20 protein-coding genes are annotated in these 22419 nt (G+C 70.6%); 8 read left to right on the top strand and 12 right to left on the bottom strand.

Annotation, left to right across the window (positions count from 1 at the left end; translation table 11 throughout):
• Nucleotides 1-107: 107 nt before the first annotated feature.
• From D3869_RS07620 to D3869_RS07595, 6 genes are all read right to left on the bottom strand, one after another.
• The gene (locus D3869_RS07620; RefSeq protein ID WP_137139557.1) at nucleotides 108-2018 is read right to left on the bottom strand and encodes an ABC transporter ATP-binding protein; all 1911 of its coding nucleotides are present in this window, start codon (nucleotides 2016-2018) and stop codon (nucleotides 108-110) included.
• Nucleotides 2015-2587 carry a hypothetical protein gene (locus D3869_RS07615; protein ID WP_137139556.1) on the bottom strand — a complete coding sequence of 191 codons (573 nt, stop codon included), beginning with the start codon at nucleotides 2585-2587 and terminating at the stop codon, nucleotides 2015-2017. The genes D3869_RS07620 and D3869_RS07615 overlap by 4 nt, the downstream gene beginning before the upstream one ends.
• Nucleotides 2588-2590: 3 nt before the next feature.
• A complete protein-coding gene (locus D3869_RS07610; protein WP_247895587.1) occupies nucleotides 2591-3397 on the bottom strand; it encodes a polysaccharide deacetylase family protein in 807 nt (268 codons plus the stop codon).
• 208 nt (nucleotides 3398-3605) lie between these two features.
• Nucleotides 3606-4775, bottom strand: coding sequence for a glycosyltransferase family protein (locus D3869_RS07605; protein WP_137139554.1), 1170 nt, complete (start codon nucleotides 4773-4775; stop codon nucleotides 3606-3608).
• A 38-nt stretch (nucleotides 4776-4813) separates the two neighbouring features.
• Nucleotides 4814-5269: a cyclic nucleotide-binding domain-containing protein gene (locus tag D3869_RS07600; RefSeq protein WP_014238969.1), complete on the bottom strand. Its 456-nt coding sequence runs from the start codon at nucleotides 5267-5269 to the stop codon at nucleotides 4814-4816.
• Between the two features lie 28 nt (nucleotides 5270-5297).
• A complete protein-coding gene (locus D3869_RS07595) occupies nucleotides 5298-7937 on the bottom strand; it encodes an ABC transporter ATP-binding protein (RefSeq protein ID WP_137139553.1) in 2640 nt (879 codons plus the stop codon).
• A 193-nt stretch (nucleotides 7938-8130) separates the two neighbouring features.
• Between D3869_RS07595 and D3869_RS07590 the strand changes: the two genes are divergently transcribed.
• From D3869_RS07590 to D3869_RS07570, 5 genes are read left to right on the top strand one after another with little or no spacing between them, the layout of a single operon-like run.
• Nucleotides 8131-9387 carry a glycosyltransferase family protein gene (locus tag D3869_RS07590; protein WP_137139552.1) on the top strand — a complete coding sequence of 419 codons (1257 nt, stop codon included), beginning with the start codon at nucleotides 8131-8133 and terminating at the stop codon, nucleotides 9385-9387.
• Complete coding sequence (locus D3869_RS07585; protein ID WP_137139551.1) at nucleotides 9384-10658, top strand: glycosyltransferase; 1275 nt, start codon at nucleotides 9384-9386, stop codon at nucleotides 10656-10658. Before D3869_RS07590 ends, D3869_RS07585 begins: the two co-directional genes overlap by 4 nt.
• A gap of 41 nt (nucleotides 10659-10699) precedes the next feature.
• Nucleotides 10700-11680 (top strand): GGDEF domain-containing protein, encoded by a 981-nt coding sequence (locus D3869_RS07580; protein ID WP_137139550.1) that lies wholly within the window; start codon nucleotides 10700-10702, stop codon nucleotides 11678-11680.
• Nucleotides 11681-11711: 31 nt separating this feature from the next.
• Entirely contained in the window at nucleotides 11712-12935 is a 1224-nt protein-coding gene (locus D3869_RS07575) for a glycosyltransferase family 4 protein (protein WP_137139549.1), read from the top strand.
• Nucleotides 12932-13516, top strand: a complete 585-nt coding sequence (locus D3869_RS07570) for a histidine phosphatase family protein (protein WP_137139548.1) — start codon at nucleotides 12932-12934, stop codon at nucleotides 13514-13516. The genes D3869_RS07575 and D3869_RS07570 overlap by 4 nt, the downstream gene beginning before the upstream one ends.
• A 9-nt stretch (nucleotides 13517-13525) precedes the next feature.
• Here the strand turns inward: D3869_RS07570 and xth are convergent, their stop codons facing one another.
• Complete coding sequence (xth, locus tag D3869_RS07565; protein WP_137139547.1) at nucleotides 13526-14320, bottom strand: exodeoxyribonuclease III; 795 nt, start codon at nucleotides 14318-14320, stop codon at nucleotides 13526-13528.
• 25 nt (nucleotides 14321-14345) lie between these two features.
• The gene (locus tag D3869_RS07560; RefSeq protein ID WP_137139546.1) at nucleotides 14346-15029 is read right to left on the bottom strand and encodes a fumarylacetoacetate hydrolase family protein; all 684 of its coding nucleotides are present in this window, start codon (nucleotides 15027-15029) and stop codon (nucleotides 14346-14348) included.
• 396 nt (nucleotides 15030-15425) lie between these two features.
• Here D3869_RS07560 and D3869_RS07555 point away from each other — a divergent pair, with 396 nt between their 5' ends.
• Nucleotides 15426-15920: a MarR family winged helix-turn-helix transcriptional regulator gene (locus D3869_RS07555; RefSeq protein WP_014238979.1), complete on the top strand. Its 495-nt coding sequence runs from the start codon at nucleotides 15426-15428 to the stop codon at nucleotides 15918-15920.
• Nucleotides 15921-16008: 88 nt separating this feature from the next.
• On the opposite strand, the gene D3869_RS07550 is transcribed toward D3869_RS07555, so the two are convergent.
• On the bottom strand, nucleotides 16009-16770 hold the full coding sequence (locus D3869_RS07550; protein ID WP_137139545.1) for a gamma-glutamyl-gamma-aminobutyrate hydrolase family protein: 762 nt from the start codon (nucleotides 16768-16770) through the stop codon (nucleotides 16009-16011).
• A 306-nt stretch (nucleotides 16771-17076) separates the two neighbouring features.
• Here D3869_RS07550 and speD point away from each other — a divergent pair, with 306 nt between their 5' ends.
• Both speD and speE read left to right on the top strand, forming a co-directional pair.
• The gene (speD, locus tag D3869_RS07545) at nucleotides 17077-17490 is read left to right on the top strand and encodes an adenosylmethionine decarboxylase (protein WP_236778146.1); all 414 of its coding nucleotides are present in this window, start codon (nucleotides 17077-17079) and stop codon (nucleotides 17488-17490) included.
• Nucleotides 17487-18362, top strand: a complete 876-nt coding sequence (gene speE / locus D3869_RS07540; protein WP_137139543.1) for a polyamine aminopropyltransferase — start codon at nucleotides 17487-17489, stop codon at nucleotides 18360-18362. Before speD ends, speE begins: the two co-directional genes overlap by 4 nt.
• An 18-nt stretch (nucleotides 18363-18380) precedes the next feature.
• Here speE and D3869_RS07535 read toward each other — a convergent pair whose 3' ends face one another.
• From D3869_RS07535 to D3869_RS07525, 3 genes are all read right to left on the bottom strand, one after another.
• Nucleotides 18381-19898 (bottom strand): alpha/beta hydrolase, encoded by a 1518-nt coding sequence (locus tag D3869_RS07535; protein ID WP_137139542.1) that lies wholly within the window; start codon nucleotides 19896-19898, stop codon nucleotides 18381-18383.
• 188 nt (nucleotides 19899-20086) lie between these two features.
• Nucleotides 20087-21292 (bottom strand): OpgC family protein, encoded by a 1206-nt coding sequence (locus D3869_RS07530; RefSeq protein ID WP_137115406.1) that lies wholly within the window; start codon nucleotides 21290-21292, stop codon nucleotides 20087-20089.
• Between the two features lie 205 nt (nucleotides 21293-21497).
• Entirely contained in the window at nucleotides 21498-22250 is a 753-nt protein-coding gene (locus tag D3869_RS07525) for an SDR family oxidoreductase (RefSeq protein WP_211114931.1), read from the bottom strand.
• Nucleotides 22251-22419 lie beyond the last annotated feature (169 nt).

Below are 22419 nucleotides of genomic sequence, written 5' to 3'. Positions count from 1 at the left end.
AGGGGGTCGCCCGTGTGCGGAACGCCGCGCCACGGTCAACCCCCTCACCCTTCCCTCTCCCCGGGGGGAGAGGGTATTGGGCATCAGAGTGGGAACAGTCCACATCATCACGCCACCTCCCGCACGCGGACAGCGGCGTCGGCGCGCACGCAATGGCCGCCGCCGAGATCGACCAGATGGGGCTGGTGGTCGTCGTCGATGGTGAAGGGGGCGGGCCAGCGCGCGGGGTCGGAGGCGCGGCCCTCCTCCAGGTCGGTCAGCGACAGCGGGCGGCTGGGGTCCGGCTCCGGCACGGCGGCCAGCAGGGCACGGGTGTAGGGGTGGACCGGGTTGCGGAACAGCGCCTCGCGCGGCGCCGACTCGACGATCCGGCCGCGGCACATCACCAGGATGCGGTCGGCCATGTAGTCCACCACGGCCAGATTGTGGCTGACGAACAGGTAGGTCAGGCCGAGCCGTTCCTTCAGGTCCTTCAGCAGGTTCAGCACCTGCGCCTGGATCGACACGTCGAGCGCCGACACCGGCTCGTCGAGCAGCAGAAGCTCGGGCCGCAGGGCCAGCGCGCGGGCGATGCCGATGCGCTGGCGCTGGCCGCCGGAGAAGCTGTGCGGGTAGCGGCGCAGATGCCGCGCGTCCAGCCCGACCAGCCCCATCAGCTCCTTGACCCGCGCCGCGCGCTCCGCCTCGTCGCCGATGCCGTGGATGACCAGCGGTTCTTCAATGATGTCGAAGACGGTCATCCGCGGGTTCAGCGAGCCGAAGGGGTCCTGGAAGACGAACTGCACCTTGCGGCGGAAGGCGGTCAGGGCCGCACCCTCCAGCCCCAGCACGTCGACAATCCGGCCATGGTCGTTGAAGCGCACGCTGCCCGCATCCGGGGTCAGGGCGCGCATCAGGATCTTCGACAGGGTGGTCTTGCCGCAGCCCGACTCGCCGACCAGCCCGACGCATTCGCCGCGCGCGATGGCGAAGCTGACATCGTCCACGGCCAGCGTGCCCGCCCCGGCCTTGGCGCCGAACCAGCCGGCCTTGCGCGCGCCGTAGCGCTTGCGCACCCCCTCCACCGCCAGCAGCGGCCCCGCCGCGTCGGCGCCGGGTGGCCAGGGCTGGTGGTCCTTCTCCAGCAGGCTGCCGCCTTCCGACGTGCCCCCGATTGAGATGGAGCGGATCGGCACCAGCCGTTCGCCCGGCGCCATGTGGAAGCGCGGAACGGCGCGCAGCAGCGCCTTCAGGTAGGGGTGACGGGGGTCGGCGAAGATGTCCTCGCGCGTGCCGGATTCCATGATCCGCCCGCGGTGCATCACCACCACCTCGTCGGCGAGGTTGGCGACCACCCCCAGGTCGTGGGTGATGAGCAGGACGGCCATCCCGAGATCGGCCTGGAGGTCCTTGATCAGCTTCAGGATCTGCGCCTGGATGGTGACGTCCAGCGCGGTCGTCGGCTCGTCGGCGATCAGCAGGGCGGGGCGGCAGACCAGCGCCATGGCGATCATCGCGCGCTGGCGCAGGCCGCCCGACAGTTCGAACGGGTAGGTGTCCAGCGCCCGCTTCGGGTCGGGGAAGCGCACCCGGCGCAGCATGTCCTCGGCTTGCGCGCGGGCCTGCCGGGCGGTCACCCGCTGGTGCAGCCGCACCGCCTCGCTTACCTGATCGCCCACCGTGTGCAGGGGCGACAGCGAGGTCATCGGTTCCTGGAAGATGATCGAAATGCGGCCGCCGCGCAGCGCCCGCATCGCCGTGCCGTCGGCCTTCAGCCCGGCGATGTCGACGGGACCGGCGCCCTCGTTGACGATTCCGTCGTCGAACAGGATTTTCCCGTCCGCGATGGTGGCGTTGCGGGGCAGGATGCGCAGGATCGACTGCGCCGCCACCGACTTGCCCGATCCGGACTCCCCGACCAGGGCGACGGTGGACCCCGCCCGCACCCGGAAGGACACGCCGCGCACCGCGTGGACCACGCCGCCCGGCACCTGGAAATCGACCTTCAGGTCCTCCACCCGGAGCAGCGTGCGGCTCATGGCGCCGGCCTCTTCTCGTTGGCGCTTTCCTCGTTGGGGTCCTCCGGCGGCTCGATGCCGAGGGCGATCAGGTTGTCCACCGTCACCGGGGTCAGCGCCACGCCGTTGCGCCCGGCGGCGAGGGCGGCCTGTTCGATCACCGCGTCGAAGCCCTCCAGGTTGCTGTCGAAGCGGAGGGTCGTGCCGCCGCCGGTCAGCGCCGCCTGCATCCAGCCGTCGTCGCGCCCCCGCTTGGTCGCGTAATAGCGCAGTTTCAGCCCGGACAGCGCGTCCCAGCGGATGGCGCCGCCCAGCGGCCCGTCGGCCCGCAGGCCCTCGCCGTCCATGGTCATGCGGGTCAACTGGCGTTGCAGGGTGCGCGCCGCGAAGACGGCGAACAGCAGCGCGCAAGCACCCAGCGGCACGGCGATCCAGGGAATGACCGGCAGGAAGGCCAGCGGCAGCACCGTCAGCGCCAGCCCCGCCCCGGCCCGCGCGTAGTCGCCGGCCAGCGCCCCGGCGGGGTAGCGCATCTCCGCGACGGTCGGCGTCTCCCCGGTCGAGGGTCGGGCCATGGGCAGCTCGGCCATGTCTCAGCGAAGTCCTTCTGCGGCGAACGCGGTGGCGAACAGGGTGTCGGCGGATAGCCAGCGGACCGCCGGATGACGGCGGGTCACGGTCAGGTAACGCGCGGTGAAGGCCCAGGTTTCGCCGTCCATCGCCAAATGATGGGTCAGCAGGCCGGTCGCCTCCGCCGCGTCCACCGCGCCCAGCCGCCGGGCGCGCAGATGGGCGACCGCCATGCCCAGCGACTCGGCGTCGCCCAGGAAGCGCTTGCCGTCCTTCCAGGCCACCGGGTCGATGTGTGTATTGACACACATCATGTTGACGGTTGACACACGTCGCGGCCCGAACACCGACAGGCCGGCGAAACCCGCACCGGGCAAACCGGCCACCACGCCGGGCGCGACGCGGTTCCAGGGCGGCACCAGGACGGGCAGGGCGCGCGGCCCAAAGAGGCGCTCCAGCACGCTCCGTCCTTCGGCCAGCTCCGCCAGGACGGCCGCGGCGGACCGGTCCGCGCCCAGCTCCGCCTTCTTTGCGGGGGGAGCGGCGTGGTTGGCGTGCGACCAGCCGTGCTGAAGCACCGTGACGGTGGGAGCCGCGTCGACAACGGGGGCGAGGGCGTCGGTGACGTCTGCCGGGATGACCGCCAGGGCCAGCGGCGCGCCGGTCTCGACGGACAGCGCGGTCATCCGGTCGAGCGCGGGCGTCGGCTCGACCGCGTCGTCGTCGCGCCACCACAGGGTGGCGGTGCGCCCGGCGGCGGCCCAGGCGTCCAGCTCGGCGGTCAGCGCGTCCCAACCGGCGCGCGGCCGGCTGTCGGAAGGGGCGGTCATGGTCATCGCCTGTTCTTGTTCCCTCTCCCCTCCGGGGAGAGGGTTAAGGTGAGGGGGATGCGCGTGTCGTTACGTCCGGCACACGCACACCCCCTCATCGGCCCTCCGGGCCACCCTCTCCCCAGGGGGAGAGGGTTAAAGAAAGCGTGCGCGATGGCCGTCATCAGCATGGCCCCCGCACTGGAAAAATCCAAGCGTCCTGATTGGTTTAGCGCCGGTGGCCCGGATCGTTTCCTTGGCGGTCGGCCACCGCGTCCCGCAGCAATCGGGCGGTGGCGGCGGCGCCGTCCAGGCGCAGCGGGATGGCGGGCGGCGGGGGCAGGGCGAGCGCCCTGGCCACGCCCGCGGCCAGGGTCTCCGGGGTCAGGGTGGCTTCGTCGACCACGGCCAGCCGGCCCCGCTCCTCCAGCAGGCGGGCGCGGGTGGCCTGCTCCGTCTCGCTGCCCGCGGCGAAGGGGACGAGGACCGCCCGGCAGCCGGCCTGCAGCACGTCGAGCACGGTGTTGTAGCCGGCCTGGCTGATCGACAGGCGGCAGCGGCGGAGCAGGGCTGGGAAGTCGGGCCGCGCCCGCTCCACGACGGTGCCCGGCGGGGCGTCGGCGGCGAGCGCGCGGAAATCCTCCTCCGGCACGTCCGGCCCGGCCAGCAGGCGCCATGGTGCGTCAAGTCCGGCCAGAGTTGACGCACGCATCGCCAGCGCCGCCCGCAGCAGCGGCAGGCCGACCGCTCCGCCGCCCACCGACACGATCACCTCGCCGGTGCCGTCGGCGCCCTCGCTGTCGCTGCCTTGCGGGGCCGCGACATAGCCGGTGTAGCGGATGCGGTCGGCGATCCGGGCGGCGGCGGGGAAGGTCGCCGCAAAGGGGATCAACTCGGGGTCGCCATGGACCAGCACATGGTCGAACAGCCGTTCCACCGTCGAAACGGTTTCCTCCAGCCGCTCCGGCTTGGCCTTGGTCACCAGGATGTCGCGCACCGACGCGGCGGTGACCGCCCCGCCGGCCTTGGCGGCCTCCAGCAGCGGTAGAAGCTCGAACCGGAAGGCGCGGCGCCCGAAGGGAAAGGATTCGACCAGCAGCGCGTCGGGCCGCACCCGCTCGTGGGTCTCCAGAACCGCCGCGCGGCGCCGGGCGCGCCACGCGTCGTCGATGGGCCGGTCATGCTCGTCCAGCAGGGTCTTGAAGCTGCTGTCGGCGGCGCGGGCGGGGGGAAGCTGGACGATCTCCGCCGCCGGGCCGTAATCGATCCCCGGCACCGGGTGCCCACCGCGCAGCACCGTCACCGCCATGCCCGCCTCGGCCAGCCCGCGGGCGATCAGCGCGGCGCGGCGGTCGTGGCCGATGCCCAGCAGATGCTGGACATGGAAGAGAACATGCATGGGGTGTCCGGTCGCCAAAAGGTCAGGTTGCCAAATCTTCAGATCGCCTGGGCGGCCAGCACCTCACGCAGGCGCGTGGTCGTCTGCTCCAGGCGGTGGGCCAGGGAGCGCATGATTTCCAGCCCCATCTGCGGGAAGTCGGCGATCATCTGGAGGAAATGATCCTTCGGCACGCACAGCGCCTCCAGATCGGAGCTGGCGCGGACGGTGGCGGTGCGCGGCACGTCGCACAGGATGGCGATCTCGCCGACGATTTCGTTGGAGCCCAGCGTCGCGACGGTCAGCGGCCCGCCGGGGCCGGTCACGATCACCTCGGCTTCTCCACGCAGCAGGATGTAGGCACAGGTGCCCATCTCGTCCTGCTCGAACAGGATGTCGCCCGACCGGAAGCTCAGCCGTTCGCTGGTGAAGGCGAGAAGCTTGAGCTTGGAAGTGTCGATGTTGGCGAACAGGGGAATCCTGCGCAGGCAATTGACTTCTTCGGCGATGCTCATGCCGTCTGCCTCCTCAACGTCGCCGGATTTATTCGGCGGACACCAATTCATGCAACAACGTGCCGGGCCTGTTCAACTCATCGAAGCGGCCATGCTCGGCGATTCGACCGTCCTTCATCACAATGACTCGCTCGAACGCCCGTGCCAAGCCGGCACGCTGCAGAACCCACACAAGACCACACCCTTTGCGTTCCCCCAGGATCGCGGAATGCACCTTGCTCTGGCTGCTGGTGTCCAGACCGCTGGTCGCCTCGCTCAGCACCAGCAGGTCGGGGCGCTTCAGCAAGGCGCGGGCCAGCGCCGCCTTCTGGCGCTGCGCGGCGGACAGGCGCGACCCCGCCACCCCCACCGGGTGTTCCAGCCCGACCTCCACGATGGTGTCGCGCAGGTGAAGCTGGTCCACCAGCTCCGCCACGATGCGGCCCACCTTGGATTGCACCTGCGCCTGCCCGTAGACCATCTTGCCGAACAGGATGTTGTCCTGGATGCTGGCCGCGGCGTTGTAGGCGTCCGGGTCGAAGAAGGCGACGGCGTGCTTCAGGTCGGCCGGCAGGTCGCTGGCGAAGAGATGCCGCGCCTGCAGAAGCTTCTTTTCCAGGTCCGGCGTCATCAGGCCCAGACGGTGGCGGGCGCCGATCAGCTTGAAGGGCAGGGTCATCAGCCGCGTCCGCTCCTCGGGCCGCAGCGCGCCCAGCCCTTCCTTCGCGGTGCGCGCCAGGATGGCCTGGTACTCCGGCAGCTCGGCGAAGCCGATGAAGGAGAAGCGCTCGAAGAACTCGTGGCCGGGCGGCAGGCCGGCGAACAGCTCGACCATGGTCTCCGCCACCTTGTGGCCGGTCTCCAGGATGGTGTCGATCAGCCCCACCTTGTCCAGCACATGCAACATATAGGGATTGGAGGCCAGCGCGTCAGTCTGGAAGATCGGCCCGACCGGCGTTCCGAACAGCAGATTCTCCGCCAGCGTGGCGTTCACGGCGTAGCGGTCGGGGTCGAAGCGCTCGACCAGCCGCCCCAGCTCCGGGTTGTTCAGCATCATGGCGCGCATGGCGTCGCGGGCCTCCAACACGCGGGCGGCCACGTCGGGGCGGTGCTCCGGATCGACGGTGCGGTTGAGGCCCATGCCGTACACGTCGTCCTGCAGCGAGACCATCGTCACCACCCGCAGGATGCGCGCCTTCAGATCCTCCGGCCCGTCGCAGCCGGCGGCCGCGTAGTCGATCCAGTCGGCGTGCACGTCGTCGGTGGCGTTGCCGGACAGCACCGACTCGGCCATCCGCTTCTTGCGCCGCTCCTCGGCTTCCTCGCTTTCGCCATTCTCGCGCAGCGGCCGGTGGCGCAGCCCGTAGACGAGGTTGTCGTAGAGCGAGGCCGAGAACAGGTAGGGGGCGGCCCCGACATAGGCGGCGCGCCGCCCGGTCACGCTCTCCGGCAGTTCCGCATAATCATGCTCGCCCAGCCGGATCTGCCCCGACGAGGGCAGCAGCACGCGCGCGGCGAGCTGCGCCAGCTCGTCCCGCCCGGAGCCGACGCCGATCAGCGCGGTGTGGCCGTCCAGCGGGATGTCGCAGGTCACCCCCTCCAGGATGGGCGATCCGCCGTCCTCCCCGAACCCGACGTTGTGGAAGGACAGGCTGCCCGTGAAGGGGACGTCCTCCTCCTCGCGCAGCAGGCGTTCGGCCAGCAGGTCGGGGACGTGGAACTGCTCCACCACCTGCTCGTACTTGATCCGGTTGTCCTCCTTCTGCTGGTACCAGTCGAGGAGTTCCTTCCAAGGAGCCGCCAAGTCCTTGTAGGCGGCCAGCACCGCGACCAGCGCGCCGAAGGAGAGTTGGCCGTGGATCACCAGATAACCGCCGATCGAATAGAAGAAGAACGGGGTGAGTTGGTTTATGAAATTGTTCAAAAATTTGACAAAAAACTTTCTTTGGTAAATCTCGAAACGGATGCGGTACACGTCGCCCAGGCGGTGGCTGAGGTCGGCGAGGTGCCAGGACGCCGTGTTGTGGGTGTGAACCTCCTGGATGCCGGACACCGTCTCGCCGATGCGATCGGCAATCTGGCGCATGGCACGTACGCGCTGTTTGCCAAGCTGATTGACCTTGCGCTGAAGCCGTGGGATGAGCCAGCCTTGGAACGGGTACAGCGACACCGCCGCTGCTCCCAGCACCGGGTCCTGGACGAAGATGAAGGCGATGTAGACCAGCAGCGTGCCGCCCTGGAACACCGGGATGGCGATGGCGTCCCCGATGAAGCCGCCCAGCGGTTCCACCTCCGCCGTGATCATGGGGATGATCTCCCCGGACGACATCTTCCGGAAGCGGGGCAGGGGGAAGCGCAGGACGCGCACGTACAGCTCGTACCGCAGGCGTCGCAGCATCCGCTCGCCCAGGCGGCCCTTGTAGGTGTTTATGACATACTTGAACGCGCCGTTGACCAGCACCAAAGTCAGGAACAGTCCGCATAGGACGAACAGGTAAGTCACCTGATCGAGATGGAAGCCGAGGAAGGATTCAGGCAGCTTCTTCCCGGCGATCGCCTCGTTGACGATCCGCTTCGGCAGGTCGAGCGAGGCGTAAAGGAAGGGGAAGGACGCCAGGGTCATCAGGGTCAGCACGATCTGCTGACGGACGCTGTGCCGAAGGATGAATCGGAAGATGCTGGATTCCATAGCGCCATTCTACGCAAGGGGACGCCGGTGCCGGGAGCAGGCAGACACCTTACCCCCTCTGCCGCTTGGCCGCTGAGGATATGGTGAGCCCGCAAGCGGTCCGCCGCCAATCCGGCGGCGGCACGACGCACACCCGTTCATCGGCCAAGCCGCGGCCGGACACAAGAGGCCAATCGGGAGAGGTAGGAAGTCTATGAGCGAACGTCCGACCTCGGGCCGCGTGCTCATCTACAGCCATGACACGTTCGGCCTCGGCCATCTGCGCCGCTGCCGGGCCATCGCTCATGCGCTGGTGGAGCGCTACGGCAACCTGTCCGTGCTGATCCTGTCCGGCTCGCCCATCGTCGGCAGCTTCGACTTCCGCACGCGGGTGGACTTCGTGCGCATCCCCGGCGTCATCAAGCTGCGCAACGGCGAGTACACGGCGCTGAACCTGCATCTGGACATCGACGAGATCCTGTCGATGCGGGCCTCGCTGATCCGCCACACGGCGGAGATCTACCAGCCCGACCTGTTCATCGTGGACAAGGAACCGCTCGGCCTGCGCGGCGAGGTGCGGGAGACGCTGGAGCTTCTGAAGGGCCGCGGCGTGCCGCTGGTGCTGGGCCTGCGCGACGTGATGGACGAGCCGGCCCTGCTCGCCCCGGAGTGGGAGCGCAAGAAGGTCCTGCCGGCGCTGGAGAACCTGTACGACGAGATCTGGGCCTACGGCCTGCCGCAGATCTGCGACCCGCTGGAGGGGATCGAGGTCCCGCAGTCGGTGCGCGACAAGATGGTCTACACCGGCTACCTGCACCGCACCGTGCCGCCGGCGGTCCCGCACGGCCCCGGCCTGCCCGACGAGCCCTACATCCTGGTCACCCCCGGCGGCGGCGGCGATGGCGAGGCGCTGGTCGACTGGGTGCTGCGCGCCTACGAGAGCGATCCCGGCATCCCCTACCGCGCCGTGCTGGTGTTCGGCCCCTTCATGCAGCCCGACCTCCAGGCCGAGTTCCTGGCCCGCGCCGAGGCCCTGCCCAACGTCGAGGCCACCGCCTTCGAGGCGCGGATCGAGCGGCTGATGCAGGGGGCGGTGGGGGTGGTCGCCATGGGCGGCTACAACACCTTCTGTGAGATCCTGTCCTTCGACAAGAAGGCGCTGATCGTCCCGCGCGAGGTGCCGCGGCGCGAGCAGACCATCCGCGCCGCCCGCGCGCAGGAGCTGGGGCTGGTCTCCGTCCTGATGGACGACGGGGTGCGCGACGCCGCGGCGATGGCGGCGGCGCTGCGCCGGCTGCCCTGGCAGGCGCCGCCCTCCTCGGTGGTGGTGCCGGGCCTGCTCGGCGGGCTGGAGAGCGTCAACCGCCTGTCGGCGCGCTACCTGCCGGAGTCGGCCTCGGCCCCGACCCAGGGTCCGTCCCAGCCCCCTTGCGCGCCCGAACGCCAGATGGCCGCCGGGGACGCCGCGTGACCGTTGCCGTCATCGTCAAGGGCTGGCCCCGCCTGTCGGAAACCTTCATCGCGCAGGAGATCCTGGGGCTGGAGCGGCGGGGGTTGCGTCAACTGATCGTCAGCCTGCGTCAACCGACCGACAAGGCGGTGCACGAGCTGAACCGCCGCGTCACCGCCCCGGTGACCTACCTGCCCGAATATCTGCACGACGCGCCCGCCCGCGTGCTGCGCGCCCTGGCCGCGGCGCGGCGGCTCCCCGGCTGGCCGGCGGCGCGGGCCGCCTGGCTGGCTGACCTGCGGCGCGACCCCAGCCGCAACCGCGCGCGCCGCTTCGGCCAAGCCTGCGTGCTGGCGGCGGAGCTGCCGGCGGACGTCACCTGGCTGCACACCCATTTCCTGCACACCCCGGCCAGCGTCGCGCGCTACACCGCGCTGCTGACCGGCCTGCCCTGGAGCTTCTCCGCCCACGCCAAGGACATCTGGACCTCGCCGGACTGGGACCTGCGGGACAAGCTGGCCGAGGCGCGCTGGGGCGTGACCTGCACCGCGCTCGGCCTCGCCCGCCTGCGCGAACTGGCGCCGGAGCCGCAGCGGGTGGAGCTGCTCTACCACGGCCTGGACTTCAGCCGCTTCCCAGCCCCGCCGGACGCGCGCCCGGCGCGCGACGGGGCCGACCCCGCCGACCCGGTGCGGCTGCTGTCGGTCGGGCGGGCGGTGGAGAAGAAGGGCTTCGACCTGCTGCTCGACGCGCTGGCCCGCCTGCCCGCCGGGCTGCACTGGCGCTGGACCCACATCGGCGGCGGCGACCGGCTGCCCGCGCTGAAGGCGCAGGCGGCGGCGCTGGGGCTGGAGGGGCGGCTCGACTGGCAGGGGGCGAAGGCCCAGGACGCGGTGATCGTCCAGTACCGCCGCGCCGACCTGTTCGTCCTGCCCTGCCGCACCGCGCGCGACGGCGACCGCGACGGGCTGCCCAACGTGCTGATGGAGGCGCAGAGCCAGGGGCTGGCCTGCCTGTCCACCCGCGCCGCGGCGGTGGCGGAGCTGATCGAGGATGGGGTCACCGGCACGTTGGTGGCCCCCGAAGACCCCGTCGCGCTGTCCGGCGCGCTCGAGTCGCTGATCCGCCAACCGGCCCGCCGCGCGGCGCTGGGTGCGGCGGGTGCCGCGCGGGTGCGGCGTGACTTCGGCAGCGATTCGGGCATCGACCGGCTGCACGATCGTTTCACAATCGGAAATAGCCAGACAACTCTTATGCCATTCGGAGGATGCTGTGCATTGCACGGCGGCTGATGACGGGATAGAGTGCGGCTTTGCTCCACCTTTGCGACGTCATGTCGAGTCTGTACGCCTCTTCCGAACCGGACGCCCTCTCCTTCATCGACTTCGACGACGACAGGGACGCCGTGGCGACCAGCCACGAGCTGTCGCTGACGCGCAGCAAGCTGGGCGACATGCTCGACCTGCTGCCCGCCGGGCTCCTGATCCATCAGGAAATGGGCATCGTCTTCGCCAACCAGGAGGCCGCGCGCATTCTGGGCCAGAGCGGCGACGCCCTGGTCGGGCGCCACTTCCTGGATTTCGTCGAGGAATCGGGCATCGACGACCAGCGGGACGCCTTTCTGCGTTGCCTGCGCAACCGCGAGCTGGTGCGGTCCCAGGACGGGGTGATGATGTCCGCAGACGGGCGGCGCACCTGCGTCCAGGTCAGCATGTCGCCCCTGCCCTGGGACGGGCTGCCGGTCATCTATGTCCTGATCAACGACGTGACGGCGCTGAAGGAGTCGGAGGAGCGGCTGCGCCGGCTCTCGATCACCGATCCCCTGACCGGCGTGTCCAACCGCCGCCACTTCGTCGAAGCGGCGGAGCAGGAGCTGGCCCGCGCCCGCCGCTATGGTCGGCCGGTCACCCTGCTGATGCTCGACCTCGACCATTTCAAGAGCATCAACGACACCCACGGCCACGCCGTGGGGGACGAGGCGCTGCGCACCTTCACCGCCGCCTGCCGCGCCCTGCTGCGGGAGAACGACCTGCTGGGCCGCACCGGCGGCGAGGAGTTCGCCATCCTGCTGCCGGAGACCGACATCGCCGGGGCGCGCATGGTGGCGGAGCGCATCCGGCGCCGCACGGCGGAACTGACGGTACCATCGGGCGCGGAGACCGTGCGTTTCACCGTATCGATCGGCGTCGCCTGCTGCGCGGCCGGGACGCGCGACGTGGACGCCATGCTGTCCAGCGCGGACGAGGCGCTGTACCGCGCCAAGGCCGCCGGACGGAACCGGGTCGTCTGCGCGCGCGAACCGACCCCGTTCTGAGCGTCCTTTCCACCCTGACACCGGGGCCGCGATGCGCATCGCCTTCTACGCCCCGCTGAAATCCCCGACCCACCCGGTGCCTTCGGGCGACCGGCGCATGGCCCGGCTGCTGATGGCCGCGCTGGAGGGGGCCGGGCACAGGGTGACCCTGGCCAGCACCCTGCGCAGTTGGGACGACGGGCGCCGTCCGGGCCGGGCGGAGCGTCTGGCCGCGCTGGGCGCGCGCTGCGCCGACCGCCTGACGGCGCGCTGGCGGGACGACCCGCCGGACCTCTGGTTCACCTACCACCTGTACCACAAGGCGCCGGACTGGATCGGCCCGGCGGTCAGCCGCCGTTTCGGCATCCCCTATGTGGTGGCGGAGGCGTCCTTCGCGGCCAAGCGGGTCACCGGCCCCTTCGCCGCCGGCCATCGCGCCGCCGAGGCGGCGATCCGGCAGGCGGCGGCGGTCATCAACCTCGCCGGCCACGACGCCGAGGGGGTGCTGCCGCTGCTGCAGTCGCCGGACCGGCTGGTGCGGCTGCGGCCCTTCCTCGACACGCGCCCCTTCGCGGACGCCGCCGCGGAGCGCGACCGGCACCGGGCGGCGCTGGCGGCGCGTTACGGCCTGGACCCGGACGTTCCGTGGCTGCTGGCGGTCGGCATGATGCGCGGCGGCGACAAGGAGCGTTCCTACGAGATCCTGGCCGAAGCCCTCTCTCCCTTCCCCGCCCGGCGAGGGAGGGCCGGGGTGGGGGCGAGTGCCTTGCCTCCCCATCACCTCCTCATAGCCGGTGACGGCCCCGCTCGCCCCCGGATCGAGGCGCTGTTTGGGGGAGGTGCACCTGCCCCCACCCCGGCCCTCCCCCCGGCCCTCCCCCGCTGGGCGGGGGAGGGCGTGTTGATCCTTGGCCAGCAAGGCTCTTCCGATCTCACCGCGCTCTACGCCGCCGCCGACCTGATGGTCTGGCCGGCGGTGAACGAGGCCTACGGCATGGCCCTGCTGGAGGCCCAGGCCGCCGGGCTGCCGGTTGTGGCGGGGCGCACCGGGGGCGTTCCGGACGTCGTGCGCGACGGGGTGACCGGGCTGCTGCCGCCGGTGGGCGACGCGGAGGCCTTCGGCACCGCCGTCCGGGCGCTGCTCGACGACCCGGGGAAACGCCGCCGCTTCGGCGAGGCGGCGCGCCGCATCGCCGCGGCGGAGCACGATCTGACCAACGCGGTGGAGGTTCTGGACACCGTCGTCCGGCGCGCCGTGCGGAAAGGGAACCCATGACCGACCTCATCATCCTGCGCCACGGGCCGACCGCCTGGAACGCCGCGCACCGTCTCCAGGGCGGCATCGACGAGCCGCTGTCCGACGCGGGCCGCGCCCGAGTCGCGACCTGGAGGCTGCCGCCGGACGTGTTGGGCTATCGTTGGGTCGCCAGCCCGAAGCGGCGGGCCTGGGAGACCGCCCGGCTGCTCGGCCTCGACCCGGCGCCCGAACCGCGCCTCGTCGAGATGGGCTGGGGCGAGTGGGAAGGCCGCCTGCTGGAGGAGCTGCGGTCGAGCGGCGCCCTGACCGCGGACCGTGAGCGGATGGGCCTCGACTTCCGGGCGCCGGGCGGGGAAAGCCCGCGCGACGTGCAGAGCCGGCTGATCCCCTGGCTGGCCGAGGTCGGTGCCGGCGGCGTGCCGACCGGGGCGGTGGCCCACAACGGGGTGATGCGGGCGCTCTACGCGCTGGCCACCGGCTGGGACATGGTGGGCAAGCCGACCCACCGCCTGACCGACGGCTGCGCCCATCGCTTCCGGGTCGCGGAAGATGGGACGCCGTCGGTCGTGGCGATGAACGTGCCTCTGACGGTGATGTAACTCAGCCCATCACACGGCGAGATCGACCATCACCGGCACATGGTCGGAGGGCTTGGGCTCCCAGCCGCGGGCCTCGCGCAGGACGCGGTGGCCGGTCAGCGCGTCCTTCAGCGGCGGGGTGACCCAGATGTGGTCCAGCCGCCGGCCGCGGTCGGAGGCCGCCCAGTCCTTCGCGCGGTAGCTCCACCAGGTGTAGAGCTTTTCCGTGGGCGGAACGAAGTGGCGCAGCGCGTCGACCCAGCCGATGGACGCCTGCATCGCCGTCAGCTTCGCCACCTCCACGGGCGTGTGGGAGACGATCTTCACAAGCTCCTTGTGGCTCCAGACATCGTTCTCCAGAGGCGCGATGTTCAGGTCGCCGACCATGACCATGCGGCGGTCCGGGCTGCGCCGGGTCGTCCACCACTCGGTCATTTCGTCCACGAACTGAAGCTTGTGGGCGAACTTGTCGTTCTGTTCCGGGTCCGGAATGTCCCCGCCCGCCGGGATGTAGACGCTGTGCAGCTCGATCCCGCCGGGCAGCTCGGCGAAGACGTGGCGGCAGTCCTGCTTGCCGCACCAGTGCTGCACGTCGCGCGACGCGAAGGGCAGCTTCGACAGGATGGCGACGCCGTTGTAGCTCTTCATCCCGTGGATGTGGGCGTGGACGTAGCCCTTCTCGGCCAGCGGGGCCATCGGGAAGTCGGGGTCGACGACCTTGGTCTCCTGCAGGCAGATGACGTCCGGCTGCGCCTCGTCGATGAGGCGCAGCAGCAGGTCCATCCGCATGCGGACGGAGTTGATGTTCCAGGTGGCGATGCGCATCGTCCAGTGATCCGTATTGCCGAGGTCAGGCGATGGTGACGGCGATGCTGCCGACGCCCTCGACCGCGCCTTCCAGCCGGTCGCCGGCGACCACCGGGCCGACGCCCTCCGGCGTGCCGGTGTAGATCAGGTCGCCCGGCTGAAGCTCGACCAGACCCGACAGGTAGGAAATCGTTTCGGACACCGACCAGATCAGGTCGGCCAGATCGCCCTTCTGGCGCAGCTCGCCGTTGACCGACAGCGTCACCGATCCCTTGTCCGGGTGGCCGATGTCGGCGGCGCGGCGCAGCGTGCCGCAGGGAGCGGACTGGTCGAAGCCCTTGCCCATGTCCCAGGGCTTGCCTTCCTTCTTCGCCGCGTTCTGCAGGTCGCGGCGGGTCATGTCCAGCCCCACGCCATAGCCGTAGACATGGTCCAGCGCGCGCTCCACCGGGATGTCGCGCCCGCCGGTGCCGATGGCCACGACCAGCTCGATCTCATGGTGCAGGTTGGCGGTCCGGGGCGGGTAGGGGATGGCGGTGCCGTCGGCGACGATGGCGTCGGCCGGCTTCATGAAGAAGAACGGCGGCTCGCGGTCCGGATCGGCGCCCATCTCGCGCGCGTGGGCGGCGTAGTTGCGGCCGACGCAGTAGATGCGGCGGACCGGGAACGGATCGCCGCCGGCGACCGGAACGGTGGGCTGGGGCCACAGGGGAATGGCGTAGGCCATGGCGCGCCTTTCTTTCGGAGGGGTGCGGTTCGGGCAACCACCCTACCGGAAAGAGCACCAGAAAAAAGCCCCAGCCGTTGGGCCGGGGCTTTGGCGCGAAGACGCCCGGTCTGGGGGGGACCGGGCGTCGGAAGCTCCGTGTTCGGAACCCGTCTGCGGCAGGGGAATGAACCGTTGGCGGGCAACCGCGCCGGCATGCCTGTTTCCGGGGGTCCGGGGTCAGGAGCGCGATCACTTCATAGGGCTAGAGGTGGAGCCGCTTCCGGGCGGAACCAATGCGTAGCAGGAATGGGTGCTATGCATATGATGCGGATTGTGTGGTTCTTGCTGACAAAATCGGCACCTGCCTGCATTTTACACGACCAATAGACTAGTCAATAAACGACGGCTTTCACGTTGACCGACATCGACCGCCCCACCCCCTCGGACCGGCGCACCCGCCAGCGTCCGAGCAAGACCGGAAAGATGGCCCTCGGCCCTCTGCCGGAGCTCGTCGGCTACAATCTGCGCAAGGCGCAGGTGGCTGTGTTCCAGAGCTTCCAGAACGCCGTGGCGCCCCACGACATGACGCCGGGGCAATTCGGCGTCCTGATCATGATCAAGGAGAACGAGGGCTTGTCGCAGTCCGACCTGGGCTCGGCGGTGGGCATCGACCGTTCGACCATGGTCGCGGTCATCGACCGGCTCGAGTCGCGCGGCCTCGTCATCCGGGCGCCCTCGCCCAACGACCGCCGCTCCTACGCGCTCCGCCTGTCCCCGGAAGGGGAGAAGCTGCTGGACGAGCTGATTCCGCGCATCCAGGCCCACGACAAGGCCATGGTGAAGGATCTCTCGGCCGAGGAGCAGGCGCAGCTCATCGACTTCCTGCGCCGCATCTCGCGGGCCGGCTGAGGCCGTCGGGGCAAGGGCGGCGTGCCCAATTCCTGGGCACGCGGCACCCACCGATTGTTGACCTAATCTATTGTCCTGAAACAAATTTTCAGGAAAGGCGCCGCCGCGCCCGGTCGGCGGCGGCGCTTCCGAAGGCGCGCAGGATCGCCGCCGACAGCGGGTTCTCCCAGAACCGCCATTCCGGGTGCCATTGCACGGCCAGCGCGAAGGCCGGCGCCCCCGCCACCCGCACCGCCTCGACCAGCCCGTCCTCGGCCATCGCCTCCACGATCAGCCCGTCGGCCAGCCGGTCGACGCCCTGACCGTGCAGGGAGTTGACGGTCACCGCCGCCTCGCCGCCGGCCAGCCGTTCCAGCAGACCACCGGGGGTCAGCCGCACGCTGTGCGACGGCCCGTACTGCACGGCCAGCGGCGCCTCCTTGTCCTCGCGGTGGTTGGAATAGCCCGGCACCTCGTGCACCCGCTGGTGCAGCGTGCCGCCCAGCGCCACGTTCAACTCCTGGAAGCCGCGGCAGATGCCCAGCAGCGGAACGCCCATCTCCAGCGCGGCGCGGATCAGCGGCAGGGTGGTGTCGTCGCGCTCCGGATCGTGCAGGGTGCCCGGCTCGCTGGGCGATCCGCCGTAGCGGTGCGGCTCGACGTTCGACGGGCTTCCGGTGACCAGCAGCCCGTCGAGCCGGCCGGCCACCTCGTCCATGTCCAGCGCCGTCCCCAGCGCCGGGATCAGCAGCGGCATGCCCCCGGCCCCGTCCGACACCGCGCGGACATACTTGTCGCCGACGACGTGGAAGGGATGCTCGCCCATCATGCGGGCGCAGGCGGGAACGCCGATCAGCGGCTTGCGGTTCATGGTGGGGAGGACCTCCAGACAGGATTCCGGACCGCTCCGGAAGGCGGCGGACAGGCGATTATGCGCCGCCGCCGCGCGCCGCGCCAGAGGCCCGCCGCCAAGCACAAAGGGGATGCGGGGACAGAATTGTGTTGATTCGCATGCGAATTTGTCCCATATGCCCCCTCCTCCGCGCCACCTGCGCGGAACATCTGCTGATGGGGGAGAACGATGGCGAAGACCGCTTCTCTCTTCCAATTGGGGATGGACTTGGGAAGCGATCCAAGGAAAGCCCAAACGGAAGGTCAAAACTCCAACCGGACCAACGTGACTTCTGGTCCCTGGAGGGAATCTCAAGACGACCGCAAGGACCATTTCATCGTCCGCGATGGCAAGGTCTGCGCCGGCACCCACCTGATCGTCGATCTGTGGGGCGCCGAACGTCTGGACGAGCTGGACCATGTCCGTTCCACGCTGATCGAGTCCGTCGAGGTGGCGGGGGCGACGCTCCTGCACATCCACCTGCACCATTTCACGCCGAACGGCGGCATCTCCGGCGTGGCGGTGCTCGCCGAGTCGCACATCAGCATCCACACCTGGCCGGAACGCGGTTACGCCGCGCTGGACATCTTCATGTGCGGCGACGCCCAGCCCATGAAGGCCATCCCGGTGCTGGAGCGCGCCTTCAAGCCCACCGGCGTGAAGTGCGACGAGCTGCTGCGCGGCGAAACCGGGTCATGAGCGACTCCGGCTCCGGCTGGTACGACGAGACGCTGCATACGGACGTGGCCCAGCGCCTGCGCATGGGCCGCGTCCTGCACCGCGACCGCACCGGCCTCCAGGACCTGGTGATCTTCGAGAACCCGGTGCTGGGCCGCGTGATGGCGCTCGACGGCGTCGTCCAGACCACCGAGGGCGACGAGTTCGTCTATCACGAGATGCTGACCCATGTGCCGATCCTGGCGCATGGGCGCGTCCGCCGCGTGCTGATCGTCGGCGGCGGCGACGGCGGGATGCTGCGCCGCTGCCTGGAGCACAAGGCGGTGGAGCGGGTGACGATGGTGGAGATCGACCGATCCGTGGTCGACCTGTCCATTGCCCATCTGCCGTCGATCAGCGCCGGCGCCTTCGACGACCCGCGCACGGATCTGGTGATCGCCGACGGCTGCGCCTTCGTCAAGGAGACGGCGGAGCGGTTCGACGTCATCATCGTCGATTCCACCGACCCCCACGGGCCGGGCGCCGTCCTCTTCACCGAGGACTTCTACGCCGACTGCAAGGCCCGGCTGACCCCCGGCGGCGTGCTGGTCACCCAGAACGGCGTGCCGTTCCTCCAGCCGGGCGAGCTGACGGACAGCCATCGGCGGCTGGGCCGGCTGTTCGCGGACGCGAGCTTCTTCGTGGCGCCGGTGCCCAGCTACTACGGCGGCTTCATGGCCTTCGGCTGGGCCACCGACGACGCGGCGCTGCGCCGCCAGACGGCGGAGGCGATCCGCCCGCGCTTCGCCGCGGCGGGGCTGGCCACCCGCTACTACACGCCCGACATCCACGTCGCCTGCTTCGCCCTGCCGGCCTTCATGCTGGACGCGCTGAAGCAGGGCTCATTGAAATAGGGCTCGTTGAAACAGGGCTCAGGGCGGCTGGAACCCCGGCGGCTTGGCCGCCGCCGGGCAGGCGTTGGCGGGCAGGGTTTCCGAATCCACGAACTGGGTGGCGGCTGCGACCGCGCAGTCGTCCGATGCGGTGACCAGATGCCCGGCGCTGCGGAAGACCAGATGCCGGCTTTTCGGCAGGGTCGCCGCGGCGCGCTCCGCCCACTCCGGCGGGGTCAGCGGGTCGTAGGCTCCGGACAGCAGGAGGACCGGCACCGGGCTGGCCACCGGCAGCCGCTCCGACGCCTCCTGCGCGGCGGCGGGCCATTGGGCGCAGACGCGCCGGCCGGGGTCGTCGGCGGTGACGGCGCCGTAGGGGGCGAAGCGGCGCGCGGCGTCGGCCAGCCGCAGCGGGTCGGCGGGATTCACCGTCTCCCGGCATTCGATGGAGAAGGCCATGCCCTCCGCCGAGTCGGGGTCGCCCAGCCAAGGGGCGGGCACCCAGTCGGTCAGGCGGTCGTACCGCCCGCGCCACGCCCGTTCGATCAAGGCGGGCAGGCGGGGCACGCTCTCGCCCTCGGCCATCGCCTCCAGCAGGGCCGACAGGGCGGCGGCGCTGTCCATGCGCGCCCAGCGCGGAATCTCCGGATCGCCCACCGGCACGTCCACCGGGGCCTTGCCCAGCCGCTCCGCCAGCTCCAGCAGATGGCGCTCCAGGTCCGGATAGGCGGCGCGGCACACGCGGTTGGCCGCGCAGTCATCGAACAGCCGCTTGAACGCGCGGTGCACCAGCCAAGGCGCCTCCTCCGTCGCATTGACGTCGGGCGGGTAGATGGAATCGAGCACCGCCGTGCGCACCCGCCCGCCGTGGCGGCGCAGGATCTCCAGCGCGACCCGCGTGCCGTAGGACACGGCGAACAGGTTGACCCGCTGCGCGCCCAGCGCCGCGGCGACGTCCATGGCGTCGTCGGCGGCGATGGGGGTGGTGAACATGGCGCCGTCCAGCCCGGCGGCGGTGAAGCGGTCGCGGCAGGCGGCGATGGCCGTCCGTTCCAGAGCGGCGCGGCGGTCCCGCGACACCGGGCGCAGGCGGGGCGAGGCGCCCAGCACGTCCAGCTCCGGGCAGTCGGTGTCCGGCTCGGCCCGCCCGGCGCCGCGCGGGTCGAACAGCACGACGTGGCGCGACCGGCGGAACCCGGCGGTCAGCGACCACCACACCTCCATCCGCTCCTCCACCGCCTCGCCGCTGCCGAAGGGGGAGGCGCCGGGGCCGCCCTCCAGGAACAGGACCGGGTCGGGGGACGGCTGCTTGGCGGTGGACAGCAGGACGACGACCGGCAGTCGGAAGGCCCGCGTCGCCGGCCGGTCGCGCCGGTCGGGCACGCCGACGGTCCCGCACAGCGCGGCCTCCCCCTCCGGCACGGAGAACGAGCAGGGGCCGGGCACGAAGCGGGGGTCGGCCCGGGCCGGCGCCGGGGTCAGCGTGGGCGCCAGCGCCACCGCCAGCAGGGCGGCGGCCAGGGTTCCGAACCACCGATGATGGGCGCGTCTCGTCACGCGGGTCGATTGTCCTCAGCAGCGAAAGGGCGGGCGGGGATCGGCCGGGCGATGGCCCGTCCACCGGTCCCACCCCTTTTGATGCTTTCTCTTTGACCCAGCGGGGCGGGCTTGTCCAGGACAAGAGGGGTCCCGTCCGTCCAGGCCCCCATCCCTCCAGGCCCCCATCCCTCCGGGCCTGGGCGCGTTCAGCCCCGCGACGAGCCCATCCGGACGGCGCCCCGCTCCGCCGGCTTGGCGCGGCTCCGCTCCCGCCACAGGGCGGGGATGGCGAGGCTGGCGACGCTGGCGAGCAGCAGGACCGCCTTGGTGAGCTGGTTGAAGGGGCCGCCGAACAGGTCGATCAGCAGGATCGCGTAGGCGACCAGGACGTGGAACAGATAGACCTGCAGCGAGTGCCGCCCCAGCAGCCGGAGGAAGGGCAGGTTGAACAGCGCGGTGAGCAGCCGGGCGGTGCCGGCGGCGACCGGGTGGGACGACCGCGGCCCGGCGATGAGCAGCCAGGACACGGCATAGGCCAGCGCCGCGAAGTTCGCGAGGTAGACGAGGCTGAACTCGGTGCGGTCGACGTAGCGCAGGAAACGCTCGCCGACGATCGGGCTGACCAGCTCATGGACGAAGGACAGGTGCCAGGCCGCGCAGACCACCACGGTCGCCAGCGCCGGAACCAGCCAGGGCGGCCGCTCGACCGGGAACCAGCGGTCGGTGTCGAAGCGGCCCCGCTGCACCGCGCTGCCGATCAGCAGCCCGGCGACGTAGAGCACCTGCCAGGCGAGCGGGTTGAACGGCCCGCGCACCGCCAGACCGTCGCTGAGCCGCCCCAGCCCGTCGTCGAGCGCGCTCAGCACCGGCACATGCAGGCCCATCTGCACGGCGGCCCACAGCGCGGCGCTGCCCAGCGCGACCTTGCGGGCATGGCCGTCGAGGATCAGGCGGAGCAGCAGCGGCGTCGCCGCGAGGTAGAGGATGTACTGGATCAGCAGATCCGTGAAGGTCGGGGAGTGCAGGAGAAGCGCGCTCGCCAGCAGGGTGCCGGGCTCCAGCCAGGCCAGATGCCCGAGGAAGCCGCCCAGCGGCTCCCGCGCGCCGGGGACCAGCACCACCATGGCGGTGACCAGCGCGATCACCAGCATGGTCGAGACGTACAGCTCGCGGGCGCGGGCGAACAGGCGGCGCCGCGCCGCCTCGGGCGAGCGCTGGGTCCAGACGCGGGTGTAGTACATCCCGGCGACGATGCCCGACAGCAGCACGAAGCCCTGGGCGTCCTGCACATAGCCGAGTTCGGCGTGGTTGACCTTGGCGAGCAGGACGCCGCCGGCCAGCACCACGTGGTTCACCATCATGAAGACGAGGAAATACCCCCGCAGCCCGTCGAGCGTCGCGGAACGGCTCATCGGGCGGCACCCTGCGGCGGCGGCCGGGTGGCGGGGGAATCGGCCGTTTTCATCGGTGCGTGCCGCATCTGTGGCGTCTCCGTTGCTGGCGTTGGCGCTCCTCGGGTCGCCCCATATTCGCCGTTAACGGATCGTTAATCCTTGACCGCTGCCGTCCGGGGAGCCTTTTCAACCAAAGGCTTCCCCGGACCTGTTCCGGATTCGGCTAAGCGTTCAGGCCGCCGTCCACCGTCAGGGTGGCCCCGGTGATCTGCCGCGCCGCCGGGCTCGCCAGGAAGGCCACCGCCGCCGCCACGTCCTCCGGCTGGCCGTACCGGCCGAGCGGCGTCTGCGAGCGCAGGATTTCGGCATGGTCGCCGTTCGCGGGATTCATATCGGTGTCGGTCGCGCCCGGCTGGACCAGATTCACCGTGATGTCGCGCGGGCCGAGTTCGCGGGCGAGGCCGTGCGTCAGGGCGATCTGCGCCGACTTGGTCATCGAATAGACGGTGACGCCCGGGGCGGTGATGCGGTCGGCGAGGCACGAGCCGATGAAGACGATGCGCCCCCCGTCCTTGAGATGCGGGATGGCCGCCTGCGCCACGAGCACCGCCGCGCGTACGTTGACGTCCAGGAGCGCGTCGATGTCGGCGAGGCTCATCTCCGCGACCAAGCCCTGGCGGGCGATGCCGGCGTTGTTGACCAGGATGTCGAGGCCGCCGAGCGCCTCCACCGTCCGGCCGACCAGGACCGCCATGGCCGACGGATCGGCGCTGTCGGCCTGGATGGCGACGGCGCGCCGGCCCTTCGCCTCGATCGCCCGGACGACCTCGGCGGCGCGCTCCGCCGACCGCTCGTAGGAAATCGCCACATCCGCGCCCTTGTCGGCGAGCGCCAGAGCGATGGCGGCGCCGATGCCGCGCGAACCGCCCGTCACCAGGGCGCGCTTTCCAACCAATTCACCCATCGGCTGACCCATGACCCATCCTTTCTGTGTCGTTCGATACAGAAATAGCTAGAGGCTGCCGGTGCTCCGGTCAATGATTTTTATGATGATCGATACAAAAATGGAACGCCGCCGCCCGCGGCCATTGCCCCCACGCCGCGGCGGGATTAAATAGTGATCGATGCAGAAATCACCCCCGACC

This window comes from Azospirillum brasilense, assembly GCF_005222205.1.
Lineage (GTDB): Bacteria > Pseudomonadota > Alphaproteobacteria > Azospirillales > Azospirillaceae > Azospirillum > Azospirillum brasilense_G.
Note: the sequence above shows the minus strand (reverse complement) of the source record. Positions and strands in the feature narration are given on the sequence as shown.